17 protein-coding genes and 2 pseudogenes are annotated in these 19,057 nt (G+C 68.3%); 11 read left to right on the top strand and 8 right to left on the bottom strand.

Annotated elements, in window-relative coordinates; all coding sequences use genetic code 11:
- Positions 1 to 10: 10 nt before the first annotated feature.
- The gene (locus ABZW32_RS19330; protein ID WP_356217458.1) at positions 11 to 1,225 is read right to left on the bottom strand and encodes a nucleotide sugar dehydrogenase; all 1,215 of its coding nucleotides are present in this window, start codon (positions 1,223 to 1,225) and stop codon (positions 11 to 13) included.
- Positions 1,226 to 1,332: 107 nt separating this feature from the next.
- On the opposite strand from ABZW32_RS19330, the gene ABZW32_RS19325 reads away from it, so the two are divergent.
- On the top strand, positions 1,333 to 2,106 hold the full coding sequence (locus ABZW32_RS19325) for a glycosyltransferase family 2 protein (protein WP_356217418.1): 774 nt from the start codon (positions 1,333 to 1,335) through the stop codon (positions 2,104 to 2,106).
- Here the strand turns inward: ABZW32_RS19325 and ABZW32_RS19320 are convergent.
- The 3 genes from ABZW32_RS19320 to ABZW32_RS19310 all read right to left on the bottom strand — a co-directional run bounded on the left by ABZW32_RS19320 (position 2,103) and on the right by ABZW32_RS19310 (position 4,177).
- A complete protein-coding gene (locus ABZW32_RS19320) occupies positions 2,103 to 3,098 on the bottom strand; it encodes a TauD/TfdA family dioxygenase (RefSeq protein WP_356217416.1) in 996 nt (331 codons plus the stop codon). The genes ABZW32_RS19325 and ABZW32_RS19320 overlap by 4 nt on opposite strands.
- Before the next feature lie 183 nt (positions 3,099 to 3,281).
- Entirely contained in the window at positions 3,282 to 3,713 is a 432-nt protein-coding gene (locus tag ABZW32_RS19315) for an ATP-binding protein (RefSeq protein ID WP_356217415.1), read from the bottom strand.
- Between the two features lie 44 nt (positions 3,714 to 3,757).
- Positions 3,758 to 4,177, bottom strand: coding sequence for a hypothetical protein (locus ABZW32_RS19310; protein WP_356217414.1), 420 nt, complete (start codon positions 4,175 to 4,177; stop codon positions 3,758 to 3,760).
- Between the two features lie 287 nt (positions 4,178 to 4,464).
- Between ABZW32_RS19310 and ABZW32_RS19305 the strand changes: the two genes are divergently transcribed.
- From ABZW32_RS19305 to ABZW32_RS19270, 8 genes and pseudogenes are all read left to right on the top strand, one after another.
- The gene (locus ABZW32_RS19305; protein ID WP_356217412.1) at positions 4,465 to 4,596 is read left to right on the top strand and encodes a hypothetical protein; all 132 of its coding nucleotides are present in this window, start codon (positions 4,465 to 4,467) and stop codon (positions 4,594 to 4,596) included.
- Positions 4,597 to 4,841: 245 nt separating this feature from the next.
- Positions 4,842 to 5,717, top strand: a complete 876-nt coding sequence (locus ABZW32_RS19300; protein ID WP_356217411.1) for a hypothetical protein — start codon at positions 4,842 to 4,844, stop codon at positions 5,715 to 5,717.
- On the top strand, positions 5,702 to 6,226 hold the full coding sequence (locus ABZW32_RS19295) for a GNAT family N-acetyltransferase (protein WP_356217409.1): 525 nt from the start codon (positions 5,702 to 5,704) through the stop codon (positions 6,224 to 6,226). The genes ABZW32_RS19300 and ABZW32_RS19295 overlap by 16 nt, the downstream gene beginning before the upstream one ends.
- A 40-nt stretch (positions 6,227 to 6,266) precedes the next feature.
- A pseudogene (locus tag ABZW32_RS19290) lies at positions 6,267 to 7,076 on the top strand (IS5 family transposase).
- Between the two features lie 226 nt (positions 7,077 to 7,302).
- A complete protein-coding gene (locus ABZW32_RS19285; RefSeq protein ID WP_356217407.1) occupies positions 7,303 to 8,100 on the top strand; it encodes an ABC transporter ATP-binding protein in 798 nt (265 codons plus the stop codon).
- A 17-nt stretch (positions 8,101 to 8,117) separates the two neighbouring features.
- A complete protein-coding gene (locus ABZW32_RS19280; RefSeq protein ID WP_356217405.1) occupies positions 8,118 to 10,049 on the top strand; it encodes an FtsX-like permease family protein in 1,932 nt (643 codons plus the stop codon).
- 143 nt (positions 10,050 to 10,192) lie between these two features.
- On the top strand, positions 10,193 to 11,464 hold the full coding sequence (locus ABZW32_RS19275) for a glycosyltransferase family 87 protein (RefSeq protein ID WP_356217404.1): 1,272 nt from the start codon (positions 10,193 to 10,195) through the stop codon (positions 11,462 to 11,464).
- Between the two features lie 154 nt (positions 11,465 to 11,618).
- Positions 11,619 to 12,143: pseudogene (locus ABZW32_RS19270) on the top strand (transposase); the annotation flags it as partial.
- 296 nt (positions 12,144 to 12,439) lie between these two features.
- Here the strand turns inward: ABZW32_RS19270 and mraY are convergent.
- From mraY to ABZW32_RS19255, 3 genes are all read right to left on the bottom strand, one after another.
- The gene (gene mraY, locus ABZW32_RS19265) at positions 12,440 to 13,486 is read right to left on the bottom strand and encodes a phospho-N-acetylmuramoyl-pentapeptide-transferase (protein ID WP_356217402.1); all 1,047 of its coding nucleotides are present in this window, start codon (positions 13,484 to 13,486) and stop codon (positions 12,440 to 12,442) included.
- 327 nt (positions 13,487 to 13,813) lie between these two features.
- On the bottom strand, positions 13,814 to 15,193 hold the full coding sequence (murF, locus tag ABZW32_RS19260) for a UDP-N-acetylmuramoyl-tripeptide--D-alanyl-D-alanine ligase (RefSeq protein WP_356217400.1): 1,380 nt from the start codon (positions 15,191 to 15,193) through the stop codon (positions 13,814 to 13,816).
- Between the two features lie 259 nt (positions 15,194 to 15,452).
- On the bottom strand, positions 15,453 to 16,049 hold the full coding sequence (locus tag ABZW32_RS19255) for a hypothetical protein (RefSeq protein ID WP_356217399.1): 597 nt from the start codon (positions 16,047 to 16,049) through the stop codon (positions 15,453 to 15,455).
- A 652-nt stretch (positions 16,050 to 16,701) separates the two neighbouring features.
- On the opposite strand from ABZW32_RS19255, the gene ABZW32_RS19250 reads away from it, so the two are divergent.
- Positions 16,702 to 17,289 carry a GNAT family protein gene (locus tag ABZW32_RS19250; protein ID WP_356217397.1) on the top strand — a complete coding sequence of 196 codons (588 nt, stop codon included), beginning with the start codon at positions 16,702 to 16,704 and terminating at the stop codon, positions 17,287 to 17,289.
- Positions 17,196 to 17,966, top strand: coding sequence for a M15 family metallopeptidase (locus ABZW32_RS19245; protein ID WP_356217396.1), 771 nt, complete (start codon positions 17,196 to 17,198; stop codon positions 17,964 to 17,966). The genes ABZW32_RS19250 and ABZW32_RS19245 overlap by 94 nt, the downstream gene beginning before the upstream one ends.
- 315 nt (positions 17,967 to 18,281) lie before the next feature.
- Here the strand turns inward: ABZW32_RS19245 and ABZW32_RS19240 are convergent, their stop codons facing one another.
- Entirely contained in the window at positions 18,282 to 18,737 is a 456-nt protein-coding gene (locus ABZW32_RS19240) for a hypothetical protein (RefSeq protein WP_356217394.1), read from the bottom strand.
- Positions 18,738 to 19,057 lie beyond the last annotated feature (320 nt).

The raw sequence follows: 19,057 nt of genomic DNA, 5'->3' as shown, positions 1-19,057 counted from the left end.
TTTCGAGGAGTCAGAGGGTTTCTACGTGCGGTCCGGAGAGGCGGTTTCGGCAGTCGAGGACGTAGGGCGCGTGCTTGCCGATCATCGGGAGGTCGAAGGTGGCGTGGTCCATGAGGAGCACGACGGCGTCGGAGGCCGTGATCTCCTCCTCGCTCGCGTTCACCAGGGGTACGTTGAGGCTGGCGTGGTCGGCGTCCGGGACGTTGGGGTCGGCGCCGCGGACCTGGGCGCCTTGGTTGATCAGGAGCTCGGCGACACGGGTCGAGGGTGACTCGCGGAGGTCGGTGGCGTTGATCTTGTAGGTCAGGCCGAGCAGCAGGATCCGGGATCCGCTGAGGGTCTTGCCGCGCTGGTCGAGTGCCTGCGCGACGCGCCGGACGACGTAGTCGGGCATGCGGCGGTTCACGTCGTGGGCGAGTTCCGCGAACCGGAAGGGGACGCCGAGCTCTTCCCGGATCTTCCAGGCGAGGAACAGCGGGTCGACGGGCAGGCAGTGTCCGCCGACTCCCGGCCCCGGGGTGAACCGGGTGAAGCCGAACGGTTTGGTCGCGGCGGCGTCGATCGCTTCCCAGATGTTCACGCCGAGGCGGCCGGTCAGCGTCGCCAGCTCGTTGATCATGGAGATGTTGACGAGCCGGAAGGTGTTCTCGATCAGCTTGGCCAGCTCGGCGACCTTGGGCCCGGACACCGGCACCGTGGTGTGGAAGATGCTGTCGTAGAAGCCCTTGATCACATCGAGTGATGCGGCGTCGATGCCGGACACCAGCTTCGGCGTCGTCTCGAACGGCCACCTCTTGTTGCCCGGGGCGATGCGCTCGGGACTGAATCCTGCGAGGAAGTCCACCCGGGCCTTGAGGGCCGATGCCTCCTCCAGGAGCGGCAGCAGCAGTTCCTCGGTGGTACCGGGCCAGGTAGTGGACTCCGGGACGACGGCCGCGCCGCGGCGAAGGTGTTCGCCGAGCGTCCGGGCGCAGGCTTCGATGAAGCTCAGGTCGGGTACGCCGTCGCGCAGCGGGGTCGGCACGGTGATCACCGCGATGTCGAAGCCGGCCAGCGCGGCTGCGTCGGCGGTCGCCGCGTAGGCGCCGGCGTCCAGCACGGCGCGGAGCCGCGAGGAGGGCACGTCCTGCACGTACGAGTCGCCGGCGGTGAGCCGCCGGACGCGGTCCAGGTCGACGTCGTAGCCGACGACGCGGTGACCGGCCTCTGCGGCGCGTACGGCCAGGGGGAGCCCTACGAGCCCTGACCAGCGACAACGATCTGCATGGCAGCTCCTGCTCGGTTGCGGTGCTTGAATGGGGGGTCGTTCCTGGTCTGGCAAGGAGAAGTGCTGTGCCCCTGGTGTCTGTCGTGATGCCCGTCTACAACTCGGCGGCGACCCTCGGAGCGGCCGTCCGGTCGGTGCTCACCCAGACCCACAGCGACCTGGAGCTGCTGGTCACCGACGACCAGTCCTGCGACGCCTCCATGGACCTGCTCACGGAGTTCGCCCGGCAGGACGAGCGCGTCCTGCCCGAGCGGGCACCCGAGCAGGGCGGTGCCGGCCGGGCCCGCAACCGTGCGATCGAGCGGGCCCGCGGGGACTACATCGCCTTCCTCGACAGCGACGACATGTGGCTTCCGGAGAAGACCGAGAAGCAGCTCGCCTTCGCGGTCCAGGGCACCGCGCCGCTGACGTTCACCTCGTACTTCAAGATGGACGCCGACTACGACGGCGAGAGCACCGACTGGGTCCCCAACGGGCGCGTGGTCCGTGCGCGGGCGCACGTGGACTACCCCGCGATGCTGGTCCGCGACCACATCGGAGCTCTCACCGCCATGTACGACCGCAACGTCCTGGGCACCAGGCTGATGCCGCAGATGCGCAAGCGCCAGGACTACGCCCTGTGGCTGTCGATCATGCGGGACGGCACCGACGCCCGCGGTCTGGCCGAGCCGCTCGCGGTGTACCGGGCTCACCAGGCGGGGTCCCTGTCCTCCAACAAGCTCTCCCTCGTCCAGTACAACTGGTCGCTGTACCGCGAGCACGAGCATCTGTCGGTCCCGCGGGCGACGCGGGCGCTGGCCGGTGCCGTGTGGCAGTCGGTGCGCAACTCCCGCATCTAGCCCGGCCGGGCCCTGCCCGCGTGGCCGCGCCGCGTACGGCGGCGGGCCCCAAGGGGCGGGACTCCGTCGGGGCGCCGGCGCCGGGAGGTCTGCCAAGCGGCCGGGCCGGTGCCGGACGTCGTGCGCAGGAACAGCTGGAGCAGGAGTCGGCGCTCTGCGGCCGGGACACTCTCCTGTCCGCTCTGGAGAGCCTCGCGGCCATGCAGGAAGCGGCGCTGGTTCACGATGAGGTAGTCCCCGGTCCGGAGCATGACGGAGACCTGCCCCTTCACCAGCTCCTCGGCCAGCGCGCCAGCGGCGTCGGCGTACCCCCGGCCGAGTTCGGACCTCTCCAGCATCGCGGCGGTGAACCGGACGAAGCCCTCGCCCGGATCGCCGTCCAGGACCGGGAACAGCTTGTACTCCTCGCCGACCCCGTACAGGTCGAAGAAGGTCCCGTAGTGGTAGGCCGACTCATCCAGCAGGGCGCGGTGGTCCTGCGACAGCCGGACCACCGCCGCGTAGGCGTCGGAGAGGATACTGGCGCCTCCGCCCAGCGGGTCGGGGCGGAGGCATAGGAGTGTGGTGAAGTCCGGGGGCAGGGTCCCGTTCACCAGGTCCATGTGGAACGCGTTGTAGCCGGTGCCGCTGGACTTGCCGGGGTCCTTGTCGGCCTTGACCCCGATGTCCTTCCAGAGGGGCCACCGCGGGAACGGCGAGAAGGGGGCGGCCACCTCGGCCGCGAATCCCGTCGCCAGCCGCAGGAACAGCTCGTCGCGGGCCCCCAGCGCCTTGGCCAGGTTTCCCAGACGCAGCACGGCGTATCCGCCGCCCTTCCCCGTCAGTGCGCGGCGCAGCGTCGCGGCGGTTTCCGCGAACTGTGGGCTGGCGGTCAGCTCGGTCCGGTACTCCTGCATGGTGGACGCCGCCAGGGCCGGCCCGTCCAGCTTCCACGCCGGGAGGGCGAGGTCGATCAGAGCGGCTTCGAGGCCGCTCGGGATGTCGATGAACATGAGGGGTTTCCTTCACTCTTGGAAATACTGGGAGTCGCTGGAAGCGGATGGCGGCCTCAGCGGGAGGGCGAGTTCCTGAACGGGTCAGCTGCGGAGGCCGGCGGGCTTCGGGGCCGGCAAGGGCCGTGCAGTCGGCCTGGATGCAGCTCACGGCCACGCAGGGCTGCGGACTTGCCCGCGGGGCTACGGGCAAGGGGATGCGCATTCGACCTCGGCCCACATGCGCTTGCCCCAGTTGAGGGGCTCTTGGCCGGTGGCGTGGGCGAGGGCCGCGACGAGGCAGAGGCCGCGGCCCTGCTCGGCGTCGGGTTCGGCGGCGGGAGGCATGGCGACGAACGTCTTCTTGGTGTCTATGACAGCGACCCGCACGCGGTGGGTGCCCAGCCGGATAACCGTGATGCGGAAGCTGGCCACGTTCGCGTGCTGGACGGCGTTGGTGGCGAGTTCGGATGCGATCAGGCCGACATCGTCAGCCAGCGCTTCCAGGCTCCAGGTGGTGACGGCGAGGCGGGCCAGGCGGCGGGCCCTGCCGACGGACTCCGGCAGAGCCGGGAGGGTTTCCGTGTAGGCGGGGAGCCCGGTGGCGTGGGTGGTGGAGCGCGCGTGAAAGGTCATGATTTCGGCTTTCGGGCCGGTTACGGACATGACTTTGCGTAGTTTCATGGTGCACTTCTGGTGAGTTGGGAGACTCCGGAGGCCAGTTCGGTCGGATCGGTGGCGACGGCGAAGAGGCCGTGGCGCAGCAGCCACGTCCGCTCGCGGTTCCAGTCCGCCCACCGGTAGCCGATGTGGGCGAAGCAGGGGACGACGAGCCCGGTGACCGCCTGGGCCCGGACCGCACGCCGTACCCGCAGCCACCCCGACCGGCTCACGTCGGCACCGAGCGGGCCGACGTCCACTGCCGCGCAGCCGGCCGGAACGTGCCATCCCTGCCCGGCGGCGTAGGACCGCAGTTCGTCCAGCACCGGTACGGAGTCGGCCTCGGACGGGACGATGGCGTACACCGCCACAGCGCCTGTCGCTGCCGCCCCTGCCCCGGGCGGCACGAGGGTGCTGAAAGCGGCGAAAGTGTCCGGCATGAGGGCCTCCCGAAGGTGACGTTCGCGTCTCAGGTCCACGCCAGCAGCCGCCGCGCGGCGCGTTCGACGCCGCGGCGATGCAAGATCGATTTACCGCCACCCGGAGTGGCGGTCGGAGCTGTAATCGGTCAGCTCGGCGCTGGGGGGTGCGATGACCAGTCAACGGCGCCAAACCCGCTCGTGACAGGAAAAAAGGCGGGTATCGAGACTGCATGCGACCCGAAGACTTTACGGTCGGAACACCTGACTGGCTCGTCTGTGGTCGATGTTCTCGCTACGTTCGTCTCATGACGGAGAACGCCGCCTTACGGGCGCGGATGGCTGAGCGGGGACTCACGCAGGACGAATTGGCAGCTCAGATGAATGCAGCTCTGCTGGAGATCACCGGTCGCCTGGGGGATGTCTCACCCGCACCGTGAGGAACCTGGTCAGCGGCGCCACCAAGCGGCCAATCGGGCGTACCAGGGTGGCCCTTGAGCGGGTGTTCGGATGCCACATCGGCCACCTAGGGTTCGCCTCACCCACTGCTACTGCACCACCGGAGGATTCTGTGCTCCGTCGCTCCTTCTGCACTGTCGCCACTGGCGTGGTCGTCGGCTCCGTCCCGGGGGTTGCGGGCTGCCGGTCGGTGGGTACGTCAGATGTGATCCGGCTCCGTGACGGGATGGCAGCTCTGACTGCCCTCGACCAGGCCCGGGGAGGACACGCCGCGTTGGAGAGAGCTGCGCTCGCCGGGGCAGCAGAAGCGGTCGGGTTGCAGCGGAACGCAGTCTCGCAGACCGTCCGGCAGCGGCTTCTGTCAGTGGCTGCCCACTACACGGCATCGGCAGCGTGGTCCTGCATCGACGGCCGCCAACTGGACCGGGCCCGTGTGCACCTGGGCGAGGCTCTGCGCATGGCAGGTATGGCGCAGGACTCCACGGCACAACTGCGCGTCTGGAATTCCACCGCGATGCTCGCGCACCAGCGCCACGAGTACGGCGAGAGTGTCGCCGCATCCCAAGCCGCGCAGGCGACCACCGCCGCCCGTCGCAACCCCCTGTGCTCCTCTCTCGCGCACGCCCGGACCGCCATCGGGCACGCCTCTCGCGGGGACCGACAGCCCGCACTGCGGTCCCTTGGGCACGCGGAAGCCGCCCTGACGAAGGCCGACCCGACCACCCCGCGCCCTGCATGGATCAGCTTCTACGGGCCAGCTGAACTCGCGGCGCTCACCGCGATCGTCCGCGAGCTCCTTGGCGAGCCGGCACATGCCGAAGCCGCATCGCACCAAGCACTCGCCCTCCTGTCCGTGCGGCTGCGGCGAAACCGGTCGATGACCACGGTCCGGCTCGCCGCCGCCCAACTCCGCCAGGGTGAGGTCGAGCAGGCGTGCGAGACGACTGGCGCGGCCTTCAAGCTGATGGCCGGCGACCCGCTACCTGGGCGCCTGCGCACCATGCTCGGGGACTTCCACCGTACGTTGTTCACCGTCGCCCCGTCCGCCCATGCGGCTCGGGAATGGGCAGACCAATACCGCACCCGATGGAGCACCGCGTGACCACCGAAATAAGGCACTACAGCCACACCGACCTCGGCGACATCCGCCAGACCCTCCTGGACGTACACGAGGACGCGTACGCGGATCGCCGGCACGAGGAGTTCGTGCAGCGCTTCCCCTGGTTCGTCGACCACTGGGGCGGCAACACCGCCTTCTCCTGCGTCATCGCCTGGGATGGGGACGTACCGGTCGGGTTCTCCTACGGTGCTCCGGCAACACCGGGACGGGAGTGGTGGCATGGGCACCTTGAGACCCCGCCGTCGAAGGCGTCCACATTCTCCGTATCAGAGCTGATGGTGCGTCCGAAGTGGCGAAAGACAGGCTTGGGTCCGCGCCTGCACGACGCGCTGCTCAGCGGCCGCCCCGAGGCGTGGGCAGTCCTCACGGTGGACACCAAGCGGCCCCGCCTCCAGGCAATGTACGAGGGCTGGGGGTACCGGAAGATCGGAGAGAACCAGCCCTTCGCAGATTCACCGGTATACGCGGTGATGATGAAGACAGTCGCATAAGACGTCATCTCATTTGGCTTTCGCGGGTGTGCTGTTGGCCATGGTGGGGATCGTTGAACGGCTGGTGCCGGACGAGTTGTGGGAGCTGTTCCAGCGGGTGGTGCCCGAGACGCTGTCGCGGCCGCGGGGCGGTGGTCGGCGCCGGCACGGCGACCGGGAGGTGCTTGCCGCGATCGTGTTCGTCGCGACATCGGGTTGTACCTGGCAGCAGGTCCCTTCGGCATCGTTCGGGCCGTCGGGAGCGACAGCTCACCGACGGTTCTCCGAGTGGAGCAAGGCCCGGGTGTGGGCCAAGCTCCACCGCCTGGTCCTCGACGAACTCGGCGCCCGCGGCGAGCTCGACTGGTCCCGCTGCGCGATCGACTCGGTGAACATGAGGGCCCTGAAAAGGGGGATCTGACAGGTCCGAATCCTGTTGATCGAGGCAAGTTCGGCTCGAAGATCCACTTGATCACCGAGCGGACCGGTCTGCCCCCTGTCCGTCACGATCTCGGGCGCCAACCTGCACGACAGCCAGGCACTCGAACCCCTCGTCCGCGGCATACCACCCATCCGCTCACGCCGCGGACGCCGACGACGCAAGCCCGGCAAGCTCCACGCCGACAAGGGCTACGACTACGCCCACCTGCGACGCTGGTTACGCGGACGCGGCATCAAGCACCGCATCGCCCGCAGAGGCATTGAATCCTCACAGCGGCTCGGCCGCCACAGATGGGTGATTGAAAGGACCATGTCCTGGCTGGTCGGCTGCCGACGACTGCACCGCCGCTACGAACGCAAGGCCGAGCACTACCTCGCCTTCACCAGCATCGCCTGCACCCTCATCCGCTACCGCCGACTCACCAAATGAGACAACGTCTAAGGCGGCCCGGTGGTCCTCCCCTTCGTGTTCACCGTCTGCGTGTCCGGCCGGTCCGACACCGTACGACGCCCGGTGGCTGCGGACAGTCCGAAAGGGAGCCGATCGGCGGGCGGGAGATCCCCTGCCGCATGGACCGATCAGGCGAGGCGGGAACCGGTCGGTGCGGCGAGCCTTGCACTGCCCCCCACCACCGTCATGCCATCGGAGGCCGCTCATGAGCCACGCCGCCCATCCCGTGTCGACCTCGACCGGCGCCTTCGGGGGGCCTGCGCGGAGCGGTCCGGCGGCGAGCGCGACCGGCCTGTACAAGACCTACGGCCACGGTGAGACCCGGGTCACGGCCCTGGACGGGGTCGGTGTGGAGTTCGGAAGCGGTGAGTTCACCGCGATCATGGGTCCTTCCGGTTCCGGAAAGTCGACGCTCATGCACTGCATGGCGGGGCTGGACGCCATCTCGTCCGGTTCGGTGCGGATCGGCGGGGTGGAGCTGAGCGGCCTCGACGACGAGGCACTGACGAAGATCCGCCGCGACAGGCTGGGGTTCGTCTTCCAAGCGTTCAACCTGCTGCCGACCCTGACCGCACGGGAGAACATCCTCCTTCCGCTCCAGCTCGCCGGCCGTACGCCCGACCGGGAATGGTTCGACGCCGTGGTGTCGAGCGTGGGCCTGGCCGACCGGCTCGGACACCGGCCCTCGCAGCTCTCCGGTGGGCAGCAGCAGCGTGTGGCGTGTGCCCGGGCCCTGGCTTCGCGACCCGAGATCGTCTTCGCGGACGAGCCCACCGGGAACCTGGACTCACGCTCCGGCGGTGAGGTCCTGGCCTTCCTGTCCGCTTCGGTCCGGGAGCTGGGCCAGACCGTCGTGATGGTCACGCACGACCCGGTCGCCGCCTCCTTCGCGGGCCGTGTGGTCTTCCTCGCCGACGGCCGGATCGTCGACGAGCTCCACCGGCCCACCGCCGATGCCGTTCTGGCGCGGATGCAGCGCTTCGGCACCGACCGGGCCGTCTGAGGACCGAGGACTCCGCCATGATCCGCACCGCCCTTCGCAGCGTCGTCGCCCTACGGGCCCGCTTCGCCCTCACGGCCCTCGCCACGCTCCTCGGAGTCGCCTTCGTCTGCGGGGTCCTCATCTTCGGCAACACGGTCATCGCCGGAGAAAAACTCATGGTGGACCGGGGCGTCGCGAACGCCTCGGTGGTCGTCACCGCCAATTCACCGGAAGCGGCCGAGGCGCTCGGCCCCAGCGTGGTCAAGAAGCTGGAAACGCTCCCGGCCATCGGATCCCTCCGCCTCACGAACAGTGCCCAGGGCGAGGTGTTGGCCAAGAACGGCCGGTATGTCTTCTCGAACGTCGGCAGCTTCTCCCCGGACGAGAACGGCCGCGACCCCGGATACCCGATCACCGAGGGCCACGCCCCGACCCGGCGGGACGAGATCGCGATGAGCCGGACCGCCGCCCGGGCAGCCGGGTACCGTCTCGGAGACACGGTCACACTGCGGCTGAACCGGAACCCGGTCAGCCAGAAACTCGTGGGCCTCTACACCGTGCCGGCCGACAGCTCTCCCGGTGCGCCCGTCCTCTTGAACAGCGCGTCCTACGACACCTACTTCTTCGTCACGCCGGGGCATTTCAACCGGATGGACATGAACCCCTCACCGGGTGTCTCCGGCCAAGAGCTGCTGGCACAGGTCAAGCGGGCCGTGCCCGAGCACGCCGGAGTCGACGTCTCGACGGGTACCGCGCTGCTCAAGCAGCGGTTGGCCGACGTGGAGACCCGGACTGAGCCTGCCCGGAACCTGCTGCTGGCGTGCTCCGGCCTCGCCCTGTTCGTCGGCGCCTTCATCATCACCACCACGTTCAACATGCTCGTGGGCCAACGTACCCGCGAGTTCGCACTGCTCCGGGCCATCGGCGCCACCCGTCGGCAGGTGAGGCAGTCGATCCTCGCCGAGGCCCTGGTGATCGGGACGGCCGCCTCCGTCTGCGGTGTGCCACTCGGCATCGGGTTCGCTGCCGGCATGCCGGAGGCGCTCAACCTCCTGGGCACCAACATCCCCCAGGATCCGCTCGTCATCGGACCCGCCGCGATACTGGGCCCCTTGTGCATGGGCCTCCTCGTCACCCTGCTCGGCACCTGGCTGCCCGCCCGCCGTGCCACGCGGATCCCACCGGTCGCCGCACTGGGCAGCGTCCACGCACCCGAGACCCACAGGAGCCTCGTCGTCCGCTGCGCAACCGGCGGCACCATCACGGCCCTGGGCGCCGCGACGGTCGCGGCGGGGACCGCCGTCGGCAGCGCGGCCGGCGGACGGATCCTGACGATCGGCGCCGTGCTCGTCCTGATCGGCGTGATCGTCCTGACCCCGCTCCTCGCCCGCCCGGCCGTCGCCCTGGTCCGCCCCCTGCTCACCCGCCGCAACGTGGTGACCGGCACGATCGCCTGCAACAACATCACACGCAATCCCAGGCGCACCGCGGCCACCGCCTCGACGGTGAGCATCGGCGTCACGATGGTCAGCGGCCTGGCCGTCTTCGGCACCTCGCTGGGGCAGAGGTCCGGAGGGCCTGCGCTGATCGTCGTCATCCTCAACGGGATCTTCGCGATGACCCTCCTCGTCGCGATCGTGGGTGTGGTCAACACGCTGACCATCTCGGTGCTCGAACGCCAACGTGAGATCGGGCTGCTGCGAGCCGTCGGCATGGACGGGAAAACGGTCAAACGGATCTTGCGGATCGAATCCGTGGTGATCTCGTCCTTCGGAGCCGTCCTCGGAGTGGTCCTGGGCGCCTTCCTCGGCCGGGCCATCGTTTCGGCCACGGGCATGACACCCGTCATCCCCTGGGGAAACCTCGCCTTCTTCGTCATCGCGGCAGCGGTGGTCGGCCGCGCGGCCGCCGCCGGTCCCGCACGACGGGCAGCCCGCCTCGACATCCTGACCAGCATCAAATCCGAGTAGGGCCGACCGCCCCGGGGCCGGCTCGGCCCTGCGGAGAGCGTGCCGTGCATCTGTGCCGATCCCTCGGCTCGAGGCGATGAAGGGCGCGCAGGCCCCGGGCGCCCGCGCCGAAGCAGCACGAGGGACCACGGGAGGACACCACGATGACGCCGGTCAGCGCCATGACCTCCTCGATGGACAGGGCCCTGCGCAGGGCCGGCCACCGCCGGATCGAGGTGGCCGGCTGGTTGCTCGCCGCGGTCTGGGCCGCCGCTTTCCCCCTGGCCTCGGCCCTGCCATCGCACCGCGTCTGGGGTACGTGCGCAGCCGTCGGCTACACGGCCGCGGCCATCTCCACCTGCCTGCTCCCCCGTGCCCGTGCCCGTACCGCGGCCATCGCCTGCGCCCTGGCCGGCGCGGTCGTCCTGCCGCTGCTGTACCTGTTGGTGACCGGCAGCGGCCAGAGCGAGGTCTCGGTGATCGAGCGCTCCGCGGAACTGATGCTCCACCGGTTCACTCCCTACGTGTCCACTCCGCATGACGTCGGCGACTACAACCCCTACCTGCCGGGCATGGCCCTGTTCGGACTGCCGCGCGCGCTGCTCGGAGACGTCGGCCCCGCCCGGGTCCTCGGGGACGCCCGCGTCTGGTGCGGGGCCGTGTTCCTGGTGAGTCTGTGGGCGGCCCGCCGCGTCCTGTCCCGTCGGACCGACGGCCCGGCGCCGGAGCCGGCCGTACTCACGCCCCTGGCGGTCCTGATCGCCTCCCCCGTAGTGGCCCTCCCCCTGTGCGTGAGCGGGGTGGACCTGCCGGTCACGGGACTGTGCTGCCTGGGGCTCGCCCTCGCGGCACGCCGGCGTCCGGTGGCCGCGGGCCTGGTGCTCGCCTCCGCCTGCTCACTGAAATGGACGGCCTGGCCCGCCCTCGCCGTCGCGGTGGCCCTCCTCGCCACGACCGCCGGCGCCCGATCCGCCCGCCGCTGCGCGGTGGTGACATCGGCCGGCACGCTCGTCGTGGTCCTGCCCGCCGCCCTGCTTTCGCCCGGAGCGATGTTCCAGCAGGTGATCGCGTTCCCCACCGGCCGGGCCCCGGTGGCGACGCCGGCCGCGAGCCCGCTCCCGGGGCGGCTGCTCGCGGACCTCGGTCCCGTGGGCTGGTACACGGCCGTGGGCCTGCTCCTGTGCGGGGCCGTCGTCATCGCCGCCTCCCTCGTCCTGCGCCCGCCCGCCGGGCTGGTGGCCGCGGCAGACCGACTCGCCCTGGGCCTGTGCGCGGCCTTCTTGCTCGCACCCGCCGGCCGCTTCGGCTACCTCGCGCTGCCCCTCGTACTGGCCATCTGGTCCCGCGTCGCCACCAGAGTGCGACGCCCTGCGGCCCCCGCGTCCGCGAGAGGCCCGGAGCCGGTGGCCATCGCTCCCGCCCGCCCCGCTGGATAGCCGCGCCCGTCCGCTCTCCCGGCCGACCGGCCGCCCCGTGCGCAGCACCCGTACCCCGGGGGCGGTCCTGGCACCCCGTTCGGCAGGCAGGCCCTCCACTTCCGCCGATACGCGGCCGGAACAACCCGTCGCCTCGGCGGCGGCCGAAGACACGGTGGTCGACGAGGTGGTCGAGCGGCTGCTCGACAAGGCTGATGCCTCGGGGACGGCCCTGCTGGGCGAGGGCGGGCTGCTGACGGAGATCACCCGGGCCGTCCTGGAGCGGGCACTGGAAGCCGAGATGAGTGAACACCTCGACTACGAACGGGGAGATCCTGCAGGTCACGGGTCGGGGAACTCCCGTAACGGGTCCTCGTCCAAGACGGTCCTGACGGATGCCGGCGCGGTGACTCTGGCGGTGCCGCTGGACCGCAACGGCGAGTTCGAACCGCGTCTGGTGCCGAAGAACGCCCGTCGGCTGGCCGGTTTCAACGACCGGATCCTCTCGCTCTACGCCCGCGGGATGAGCGTGCGCGACATCCGCTCCCACCTCGCCCAGATCTACGGGGTCGAGGTCAGCCCAGACCTGATCAGCAAGGTCACCGACGCCGTGATCGACGACCTCGTGACCTGGCAAAACCGGCCCCTGGACGCGGTCTGGCCGATCATCTACATCGACGCATTGTGGGTGAAAATCCGCTCTGAGGCGGGTGAGCGTGTGTTCGTCCAGCTCTCTCGGGGCGGCGGGCGCGGCGAGGTCCTGGGACAGCGGCCCGTGGCGCGGCCGGTCCATTCCCAGCGGTTCCCCACGTACGCGTCCGCGCGAGCCGGTCCAGTTGCCGTCCCGTGAGGTGAGCCCACCCCGGTGATGCTCGCGAGGTCGAAGACGGTGTCCTCGGTCATCGGATGCTCTGGCTCGTGCGGATCCAGCAGGCCGCACTGGCCGGCGGACCGGATGCATGTGCCGCCGCCGGGCGCGAGCTGCGGAACGGAGGCTCACAGGACATAGAAGACGCCCATTCCGATGGCAACGCAGAGTCCCTGGAAGATCCAGAAACGGACGACGACCAGCCCCTCGGCCCATCCCTTGAGCTCGAAATGGTGCTGGAGGGGAGCCATACGGAAGATCCGCCTCCCGCCGGAGATCTTGAAGTAGCCGACCTGCAAGAGGACGGAGAAGGTGATGACGACGAAAAGCCCACCCAGGAGGGGCAGCAGGAGCTCGGTGCGCGTCAGGATGGCCAGACCTGCGAGGGCTCCGCCCAGGGCGAATGCGCCGGTATCGCCCATGAACACCTTTGCGGGCAGGGTGTTCCACCACAGGAAGCCGAAACAGGACCCCAGCAACGCTGCCGCCACCACGGCGAGGTCGAGCGGATCCCGGACCTCATAGCAGCCGGCGACGGCATCGGTGGCACAGGCGTGGTCGTACTGCCAGATCCCGATGAAGACGTACGCCCCCAGCACCATCGCCGTTGCCCCGGCCGCCAGGCCGTCGAGTCCGTCGGTCAGGTTCACTCCGTTCGAGGTGCCGGAGATGACGAGGTAGCCCCAGGCGAGGAAGAGAACGGGCCCGAGAGACCAGCCGAAGTCCCGGACGAAGGAGATGTGGGTGGACGCGGGGGTGAGACCCTGTGCGTCGCCGAACTGCAGGGCCAGCACCGTGAAGGTCAAGCCCACCAGCAGCTGGCCGATGAGTTTGGCCCTGGCCCTGAGGCCGAGCGAACGCCCCTTGGCGATCTTTATGTAGTCGTCGATAAATCCCACCAGGCCGAGGCCTGCCATCAGGAACAGGACCAACACCCCCGATGCTGTGACGGAAGGGCCTGTGAGCAGTTTGGCGGCTGCGTAGGCGACGAGGGTCGCCAGGACGAAGGCGACTCCACCCATGGTGGGCGTGCCTTTTTTGCCCTGGTGTGTCTTCGGGCCGCCATCGCGGATGATCTGGCCGTATCCCCGCTCGGCGAGCACGCGAACGAGCAGCGGGGTGCCGATCAGTGAAAACAGAAGGCCCAAGAGCCCGGCAATGAGAACCTGGTGCATTAGCGGACCGTTCCCGATGTGCCGGAGGGGACCGGCCGCTCCTGCCGCGGAAGGCATACGGTGCGGTGCATGAAATTCCTTCGCGAGGGGAAACGGAGAGGGCCCCGATGGCACACACGGTGAGGGAATCGGTTCGATCCACGGCTCGGGGCCCAAGGGGTCTTCGACTCACGGGATTCCGCGGTCTCGGGACGGGTGCAGCGGTGGACCGCGCAACTGCCGGCCGCCACCGCCACCGACCGCACCCCGTCACCCGGCACGAAGCAGCGCCTTCCCCGCCGAGCAGTCAGCGGCGAAGCGCACGAGAGCGCCTCGGAGTTCTCGAAGTCAGCCGCTGAGAACCCGGCCGACGACCTCTCCGAATCCCGCTACGTGGGCTGCTTTGAACAAGGCGATGTCTCCTGGTCCCAGCTCCTCCTGCAGAAGTGCCAGTGCTTCCTCACCGTTCTTGCCCCGCAGGATCCGGGTACGCGGGGCGTGGCGGAGCGTCTCGCGTACTACAACGTCGGCGTGCTCGGTACCTATGGCGACCAGCACGTCAACGCCGTTGTCCGCGACCGCGCGGCCCACCTTTTGGTGTCCGGGGACGGCATGGTCACCGAGTTCCCGCATCTCTCCGAGCACTGCCACCATGCGTCGACCGCCTGCCATCGACGCAAGGGCCTGCAAGGCCGCGTGCACCGAATCGGGGTTCGCGTTGAAGGTGTCGTCGACGATCCGCAACCCGTCGGACCGGTCCCGGACTTGCATACGCCCCGGAGAGCCCGGTGCCGCTTGCGAGAGCGCGGCAGCGACCGGCGCGAGCTCTGCACCGAGCCCCAACGCGACCGAGGCGGCGGCGAGCGCGTTCGAGATGTGGTGACGACCATGGAGGGGCAACGACACCGGCGCTGTGGCGCCTCGGAAAGCAAGGACGAAGCTGGCCCGAGCATGTTCATCGAGTGCGACGTCCTGGGCTCGCACGTCCGCCGTCGCGCCTTCTCCAAAGGTCATGATGCGGGCGGACGTCCGGGTGGCCATCTCTGCCGCGAGGGGATCGTCTGCGTTGAGGACGGCCAAGCCGTCCCTCGGGAGGGCTTCGACGAGCTCGCCCTTTGCCGAGGCGATCGCCTCCCGGCTGCCAAACACCCCTATGTGAGCGCTTCCCACGTTGGTGACCACCCCGACCCTAGGTGCGGCGATCCGCGTGAGCCAGGCGATGTCGCCGATACGGCGAGCGCCCATTTCCAGAACAAGGTAGCGGGTGTCCTCCACCGCACGGAGCACTGTCAGTGGCAACCCGAGCTCGTTGTTCATCGACCGCTCGTTCACCGTCGTGAGGCCGAGCACCGGCATCACGCTTGCCAGCAAGTCCTTCGTCGACGTCTTTCCTGATGAACCCGTCACACCGATGACCACCGGCTTTTCGAACCGCTGCAGCACATGGGTGGCCAACGAGGCCAGAGCCTCCGCGACATCGGCGACGACGACCGCCGGGACCCCGACGGGTCTCGACGCGAGCACCGCGACGGCACCGGCCTCGATTGCGCGGGCAGCGTAGTCGTGTCCGTCAGCGCGGTCGCCAACGAGTGCCGCGAACAGCCCGCCCCGGCGAACGTCGCGCGAGTCGACCGCCGTCGGAGCCGTGACCAGCGTCCCCGGATCCTGGACATCGGACAGACGTCCGCCGACGATCACGGCGATCCGCCGAAGAGAAAGAGGGATCATGCAGGCTCCGTCCATACGGCGTCGGCCGTCCGAATTCGAGCCGGGACGCGATCGAGTAGGTTCAGATGCATTCTGGAAGGAACAACTAGGTGATGGAATTGCCGCAGCAACGGGCTTAAGGTGCAAAGGAGACTGCCCCAACGTGCCGCGCCAGGAGCCCAGGGTCTTCTTTGCGGACCATCGTCCCCCGTGCATTTGCCCGGCCACCTCATCCGCCGGCTGTGACACGGCCTCCGGCAGAGCCGGCGGGCCGGAGCCGTCATCGTGCGGCGGATCCGTTCCGGTGGACGAGAGCCCACGTGTTGTACTCAACGTCGGAAAAGGAGGCTTCCAGCGCGCGCAGCCGAGCGATGACTCCGTTCAGCGCATTCGTCACATCGCCCGACAGGAGTGCTCGCTCCGCTTCGGGAACACCGGTCCACAGGGCAAGGCATTTCGTTACGTTCGGCTTGAACTGCCCCAAACCGTATGCGGCGATCGCCGCGTGAACCGCTTCTATGGTCCCCGCCGACGGTCGGGGCCCATCGAATTCGGTGTTCTTGAGGTGGAGCACCAGGTTCCAGACGTTGTACAGATACCCCCGGCTGCTCGTGAGGTCGCTGGTGATCCGGGTCATGGCGGATGAGGGCTCACCGTAGACGATGTCGAGAAGCAGGAACTTAACCCGCCACACCTCCTGCCGCGTCATCGTGGACTCCGGAACCTTGAACGTGTTCGCCGCTCGGCCGCTCCCCGCCTGTCCGGAGTGCAGGACGACCCGTTCCAGTTCGAGATTCTCCCTGGTGAATTCCCGGGCGAGCTCTTCGAATCGGAGCAGAGCGTTGCAGAAGGCCTGCTGAAGGTCGGGATCAGACATGACCGTACTTCCTGGACGACGCAGGGCAGCGGGTTGGATCATGTGCGAACATGGCACGTTCCTTCAACAAGAAGTGGGGCAGCGGCAGCTCCGAGAGCATCCATACGGGCATCGGTGTGAACATGGCGCCGTCAGGTTCGGACCGGAGGGGTGAGGCACATTCTCATAAACTTCCTGGAGCAAGCGCACCGGGGCCTGGTGCAGCCGATCGGGCACACCATCCGGTTCATCCGTAGCAGGCCGATGCGGACAATCGGCCAGATCGCGTCGATGGCCTGTTCGTCGAGGCCACGAGCTCGTCGTTCGGCAGGCCGGTTGCCGTGCTGATCAGGTCGGGTCTACCGCCTTGGCCATGTGCACCGAAATCCCGCTGTATGCGCCCGGCGGCCGCCCCATTGCCTCTCGGCGCCAAGATCGGCGCACCCTCCGCTTCCCGAAACACGGTGGCCGTGTGGCACAGCCGGCTGACCCTCAAGGCTGCCGGCCCTTCGGATTCACGGAAGTCCGCGCCGCTCGAGCCGTGCCCGGCGCTTGGAGCCGACCGGGATCGACGGGTGCACGTTTCTTTGCCCATGCGTACTAGTGGATTGCGGGCGCCGACTGGACACTTGAATGTGGTATTGCACTCAATGAAACCAAGGAGGAAAGATCCATGCTCACTCAGGACAAGCTTACGGCAGGACGATCGGACAGCCCCGGGCCGGAAAACATTCGAATGCGGATGGGGCCTACTGCACTAGCCCCCCTCAATTCATCACATGCACCGCTCGTAACCTCGTGGATGAACGAATCGGCCGTTTATCTGAACATGGGAGATATTGATTCGCGTCCGTTTACGACGGAAGACGGGAAGCGATACGTGGATTCCCACCTGAAGGATACGTGGATCATATTGGGGGAGGAGCCCGATGGGACCTGGAGTCCGGTAGGATATTCCGGCATTTTCGTTCGAGGTCGGCACCGGGTGGGGATCTTCCGGATTGCCATCGGAGACAGGAGCGCGCGCGGCAAGGGGCACGGCGGCAGGGCAACCCGGCTGATGCTCGAATGGGCGTTCGGAGAACTGGATCTGTATTCCGTGCACCTCAGCGTCTCCGCCTCCAACCTGCACGCGATCTCTCTTTATCAGAATGCCGGCTTCCATGAATGTGGACGCTACACGGAAAGTCGCCGGGAAGGAGGGGGGCGACACGACGAGATATTGATGGAAATGCACGGGGGCTGGTACGCCGGGTCGTGAACGGATCGCGCACCTGGAGGGTCACGGCAAACTACCACCTTTGGCGGGTGGGATTGCGACCCTTGCTCCCTAATTACTACATACGGCACGTTCCTGTCAGAGAGTCCGGTGAGCCCCTCATCGACCTCGGCGACGGGCCTTTCGGTATCGATGGACGCATTTCGGTCGACCAGCGGGCGCGAAGCTCTGTCGCGAATGCTCTGCGAGAAGCAAACTCGTTCCTTCCTCAGGGGAATCAGCTGCTAGTCGTGGAAGCATTCCGGAGCCGCGAAAGGCAGGAGGAACTCTGGGAGCTTGCACGAAAGAAGGTTCAAGCCGAGAACCCACTTGCTCGACCCGAGGAAATAAGACGCCTGACTGGTCTTTTGGTAGCCGACCCAAGCCAGGGGAGCGTGAATGGCCATCAGACTGGCGGAGCAATCGATCTGACTCTGGCGGATCGCAGCGGCCGCGAACTGTGGATGGGCACCGAGGTGCAGGAGTTTACCCCTGCAACGGCCACTAAGGCGAGAGTCCCGCAAGAAGTCGGCAGGCGCCGCTCCGTGCTCGTCCACGCAATGACGAGGGCTGGTTTCGTGAACTATCCGGCTGAATGGTGGCATTTCAGCATGGGAGACAGGCTCTGGGCGGCGTACAGTCGCCAACCGTATGCCAGGTACGGAGAAGCCAAGGAATGATTTTAGTCGTGGCGAGCGCGTCCTCCGCAGGGCCAGATGCTCCACCCACCGCATGCCACCGGCCCGGCCGGCGAACAGCCGACCGGGGCGGTGGCAACGCGAGGTGAGGTGCCCCCCGGAGTGTGGACACAGGGGTTCATGCCGCGAATGTGACGGAGGTGCCCCTGTGGTAGGCGTGGGTCCCGCTGATCTCGCAACCGTGCAGTTTGACGATCCTGTTCGCTCCACCGACCGGCCGATGGGGCGGATGAATGTCCGCGCCCGGAGCCCTGACCGGAGGGGAGATCAGGTCGGCCGGTGGAGCCGGCCTACTCCTCAGGCCTCGCCCCCAGCCTCGTTGCCGGAGAACGTCGAAAAGCCGGCCATGACACGGGCGCGGCCATCGCCACCGTCTTCTACTTCTCCGCCTCCCTCCTGGGTCATCTCCACGCCGCCCCGAACATCGGGTTGACCGTGGGAAACACGATCACCATCGCCCTCGTCAGCATGAGTTCGGTGCTCATCTCCCACATCCAGCAGTCCCGGGCACGGAGCATCGTCCGGCTCGCGCATCGGCGGGCGTCCATGCTCGCGACCACTCCCTCCCTCGTCGACCGGGACCGTCGGGATCTCGCCGAAGCCCTGCACGACGGCCCTTTGCAGAGCGTGCTGTCCGCCCGTCTGGATCTTGACGAGCTGGCTCAGGAGAGTGGGCACGAGGCGATCGACCGGGCCGAAGGGGTGCTGCTGGATGCCGCGCGCCAGCTCCGTTCCTCGGTCACCGAACTGCATCCGGCGGTGCTGGAGAGGGCCGGACTCCGGCAGGCACTACAGGAGCTTGCCCAACAGTGCGCGCAGCGGGGGAAGTTCACCGTCGATGTCACATGCGACACGGAACGAGCGGCTGTCCCAAGGGCATATCGGCATGGCGGCGCAGCGCCTTCGGCTGGAGGAGGCGGGCGGCACCTTCGCGATCCGGCGGAACCATCCGACCGGCACCGTCGTCCAGGTCGGCGTCCCCATCCGTGCCCCGGCAACCGGTTGAGCACCCCGACACCGCCGGGCCGCCGGGCGACGGCGAACGATGCCGCCCCGCACCTACCGCCGAATCG

Source organism: Streptomyces sp. NPDC004667, assembly GCF_040609475.1.
In the GTDB taxonomy this organism is placed as follows: Bacteria; Actinomycetota; Actinomycetes; order Streptomycetales; family Streptomycetaceae; genus Streptomyces.
This window is presented reverse-complemented; position numbering and strand designations above follow the sequence as displayed.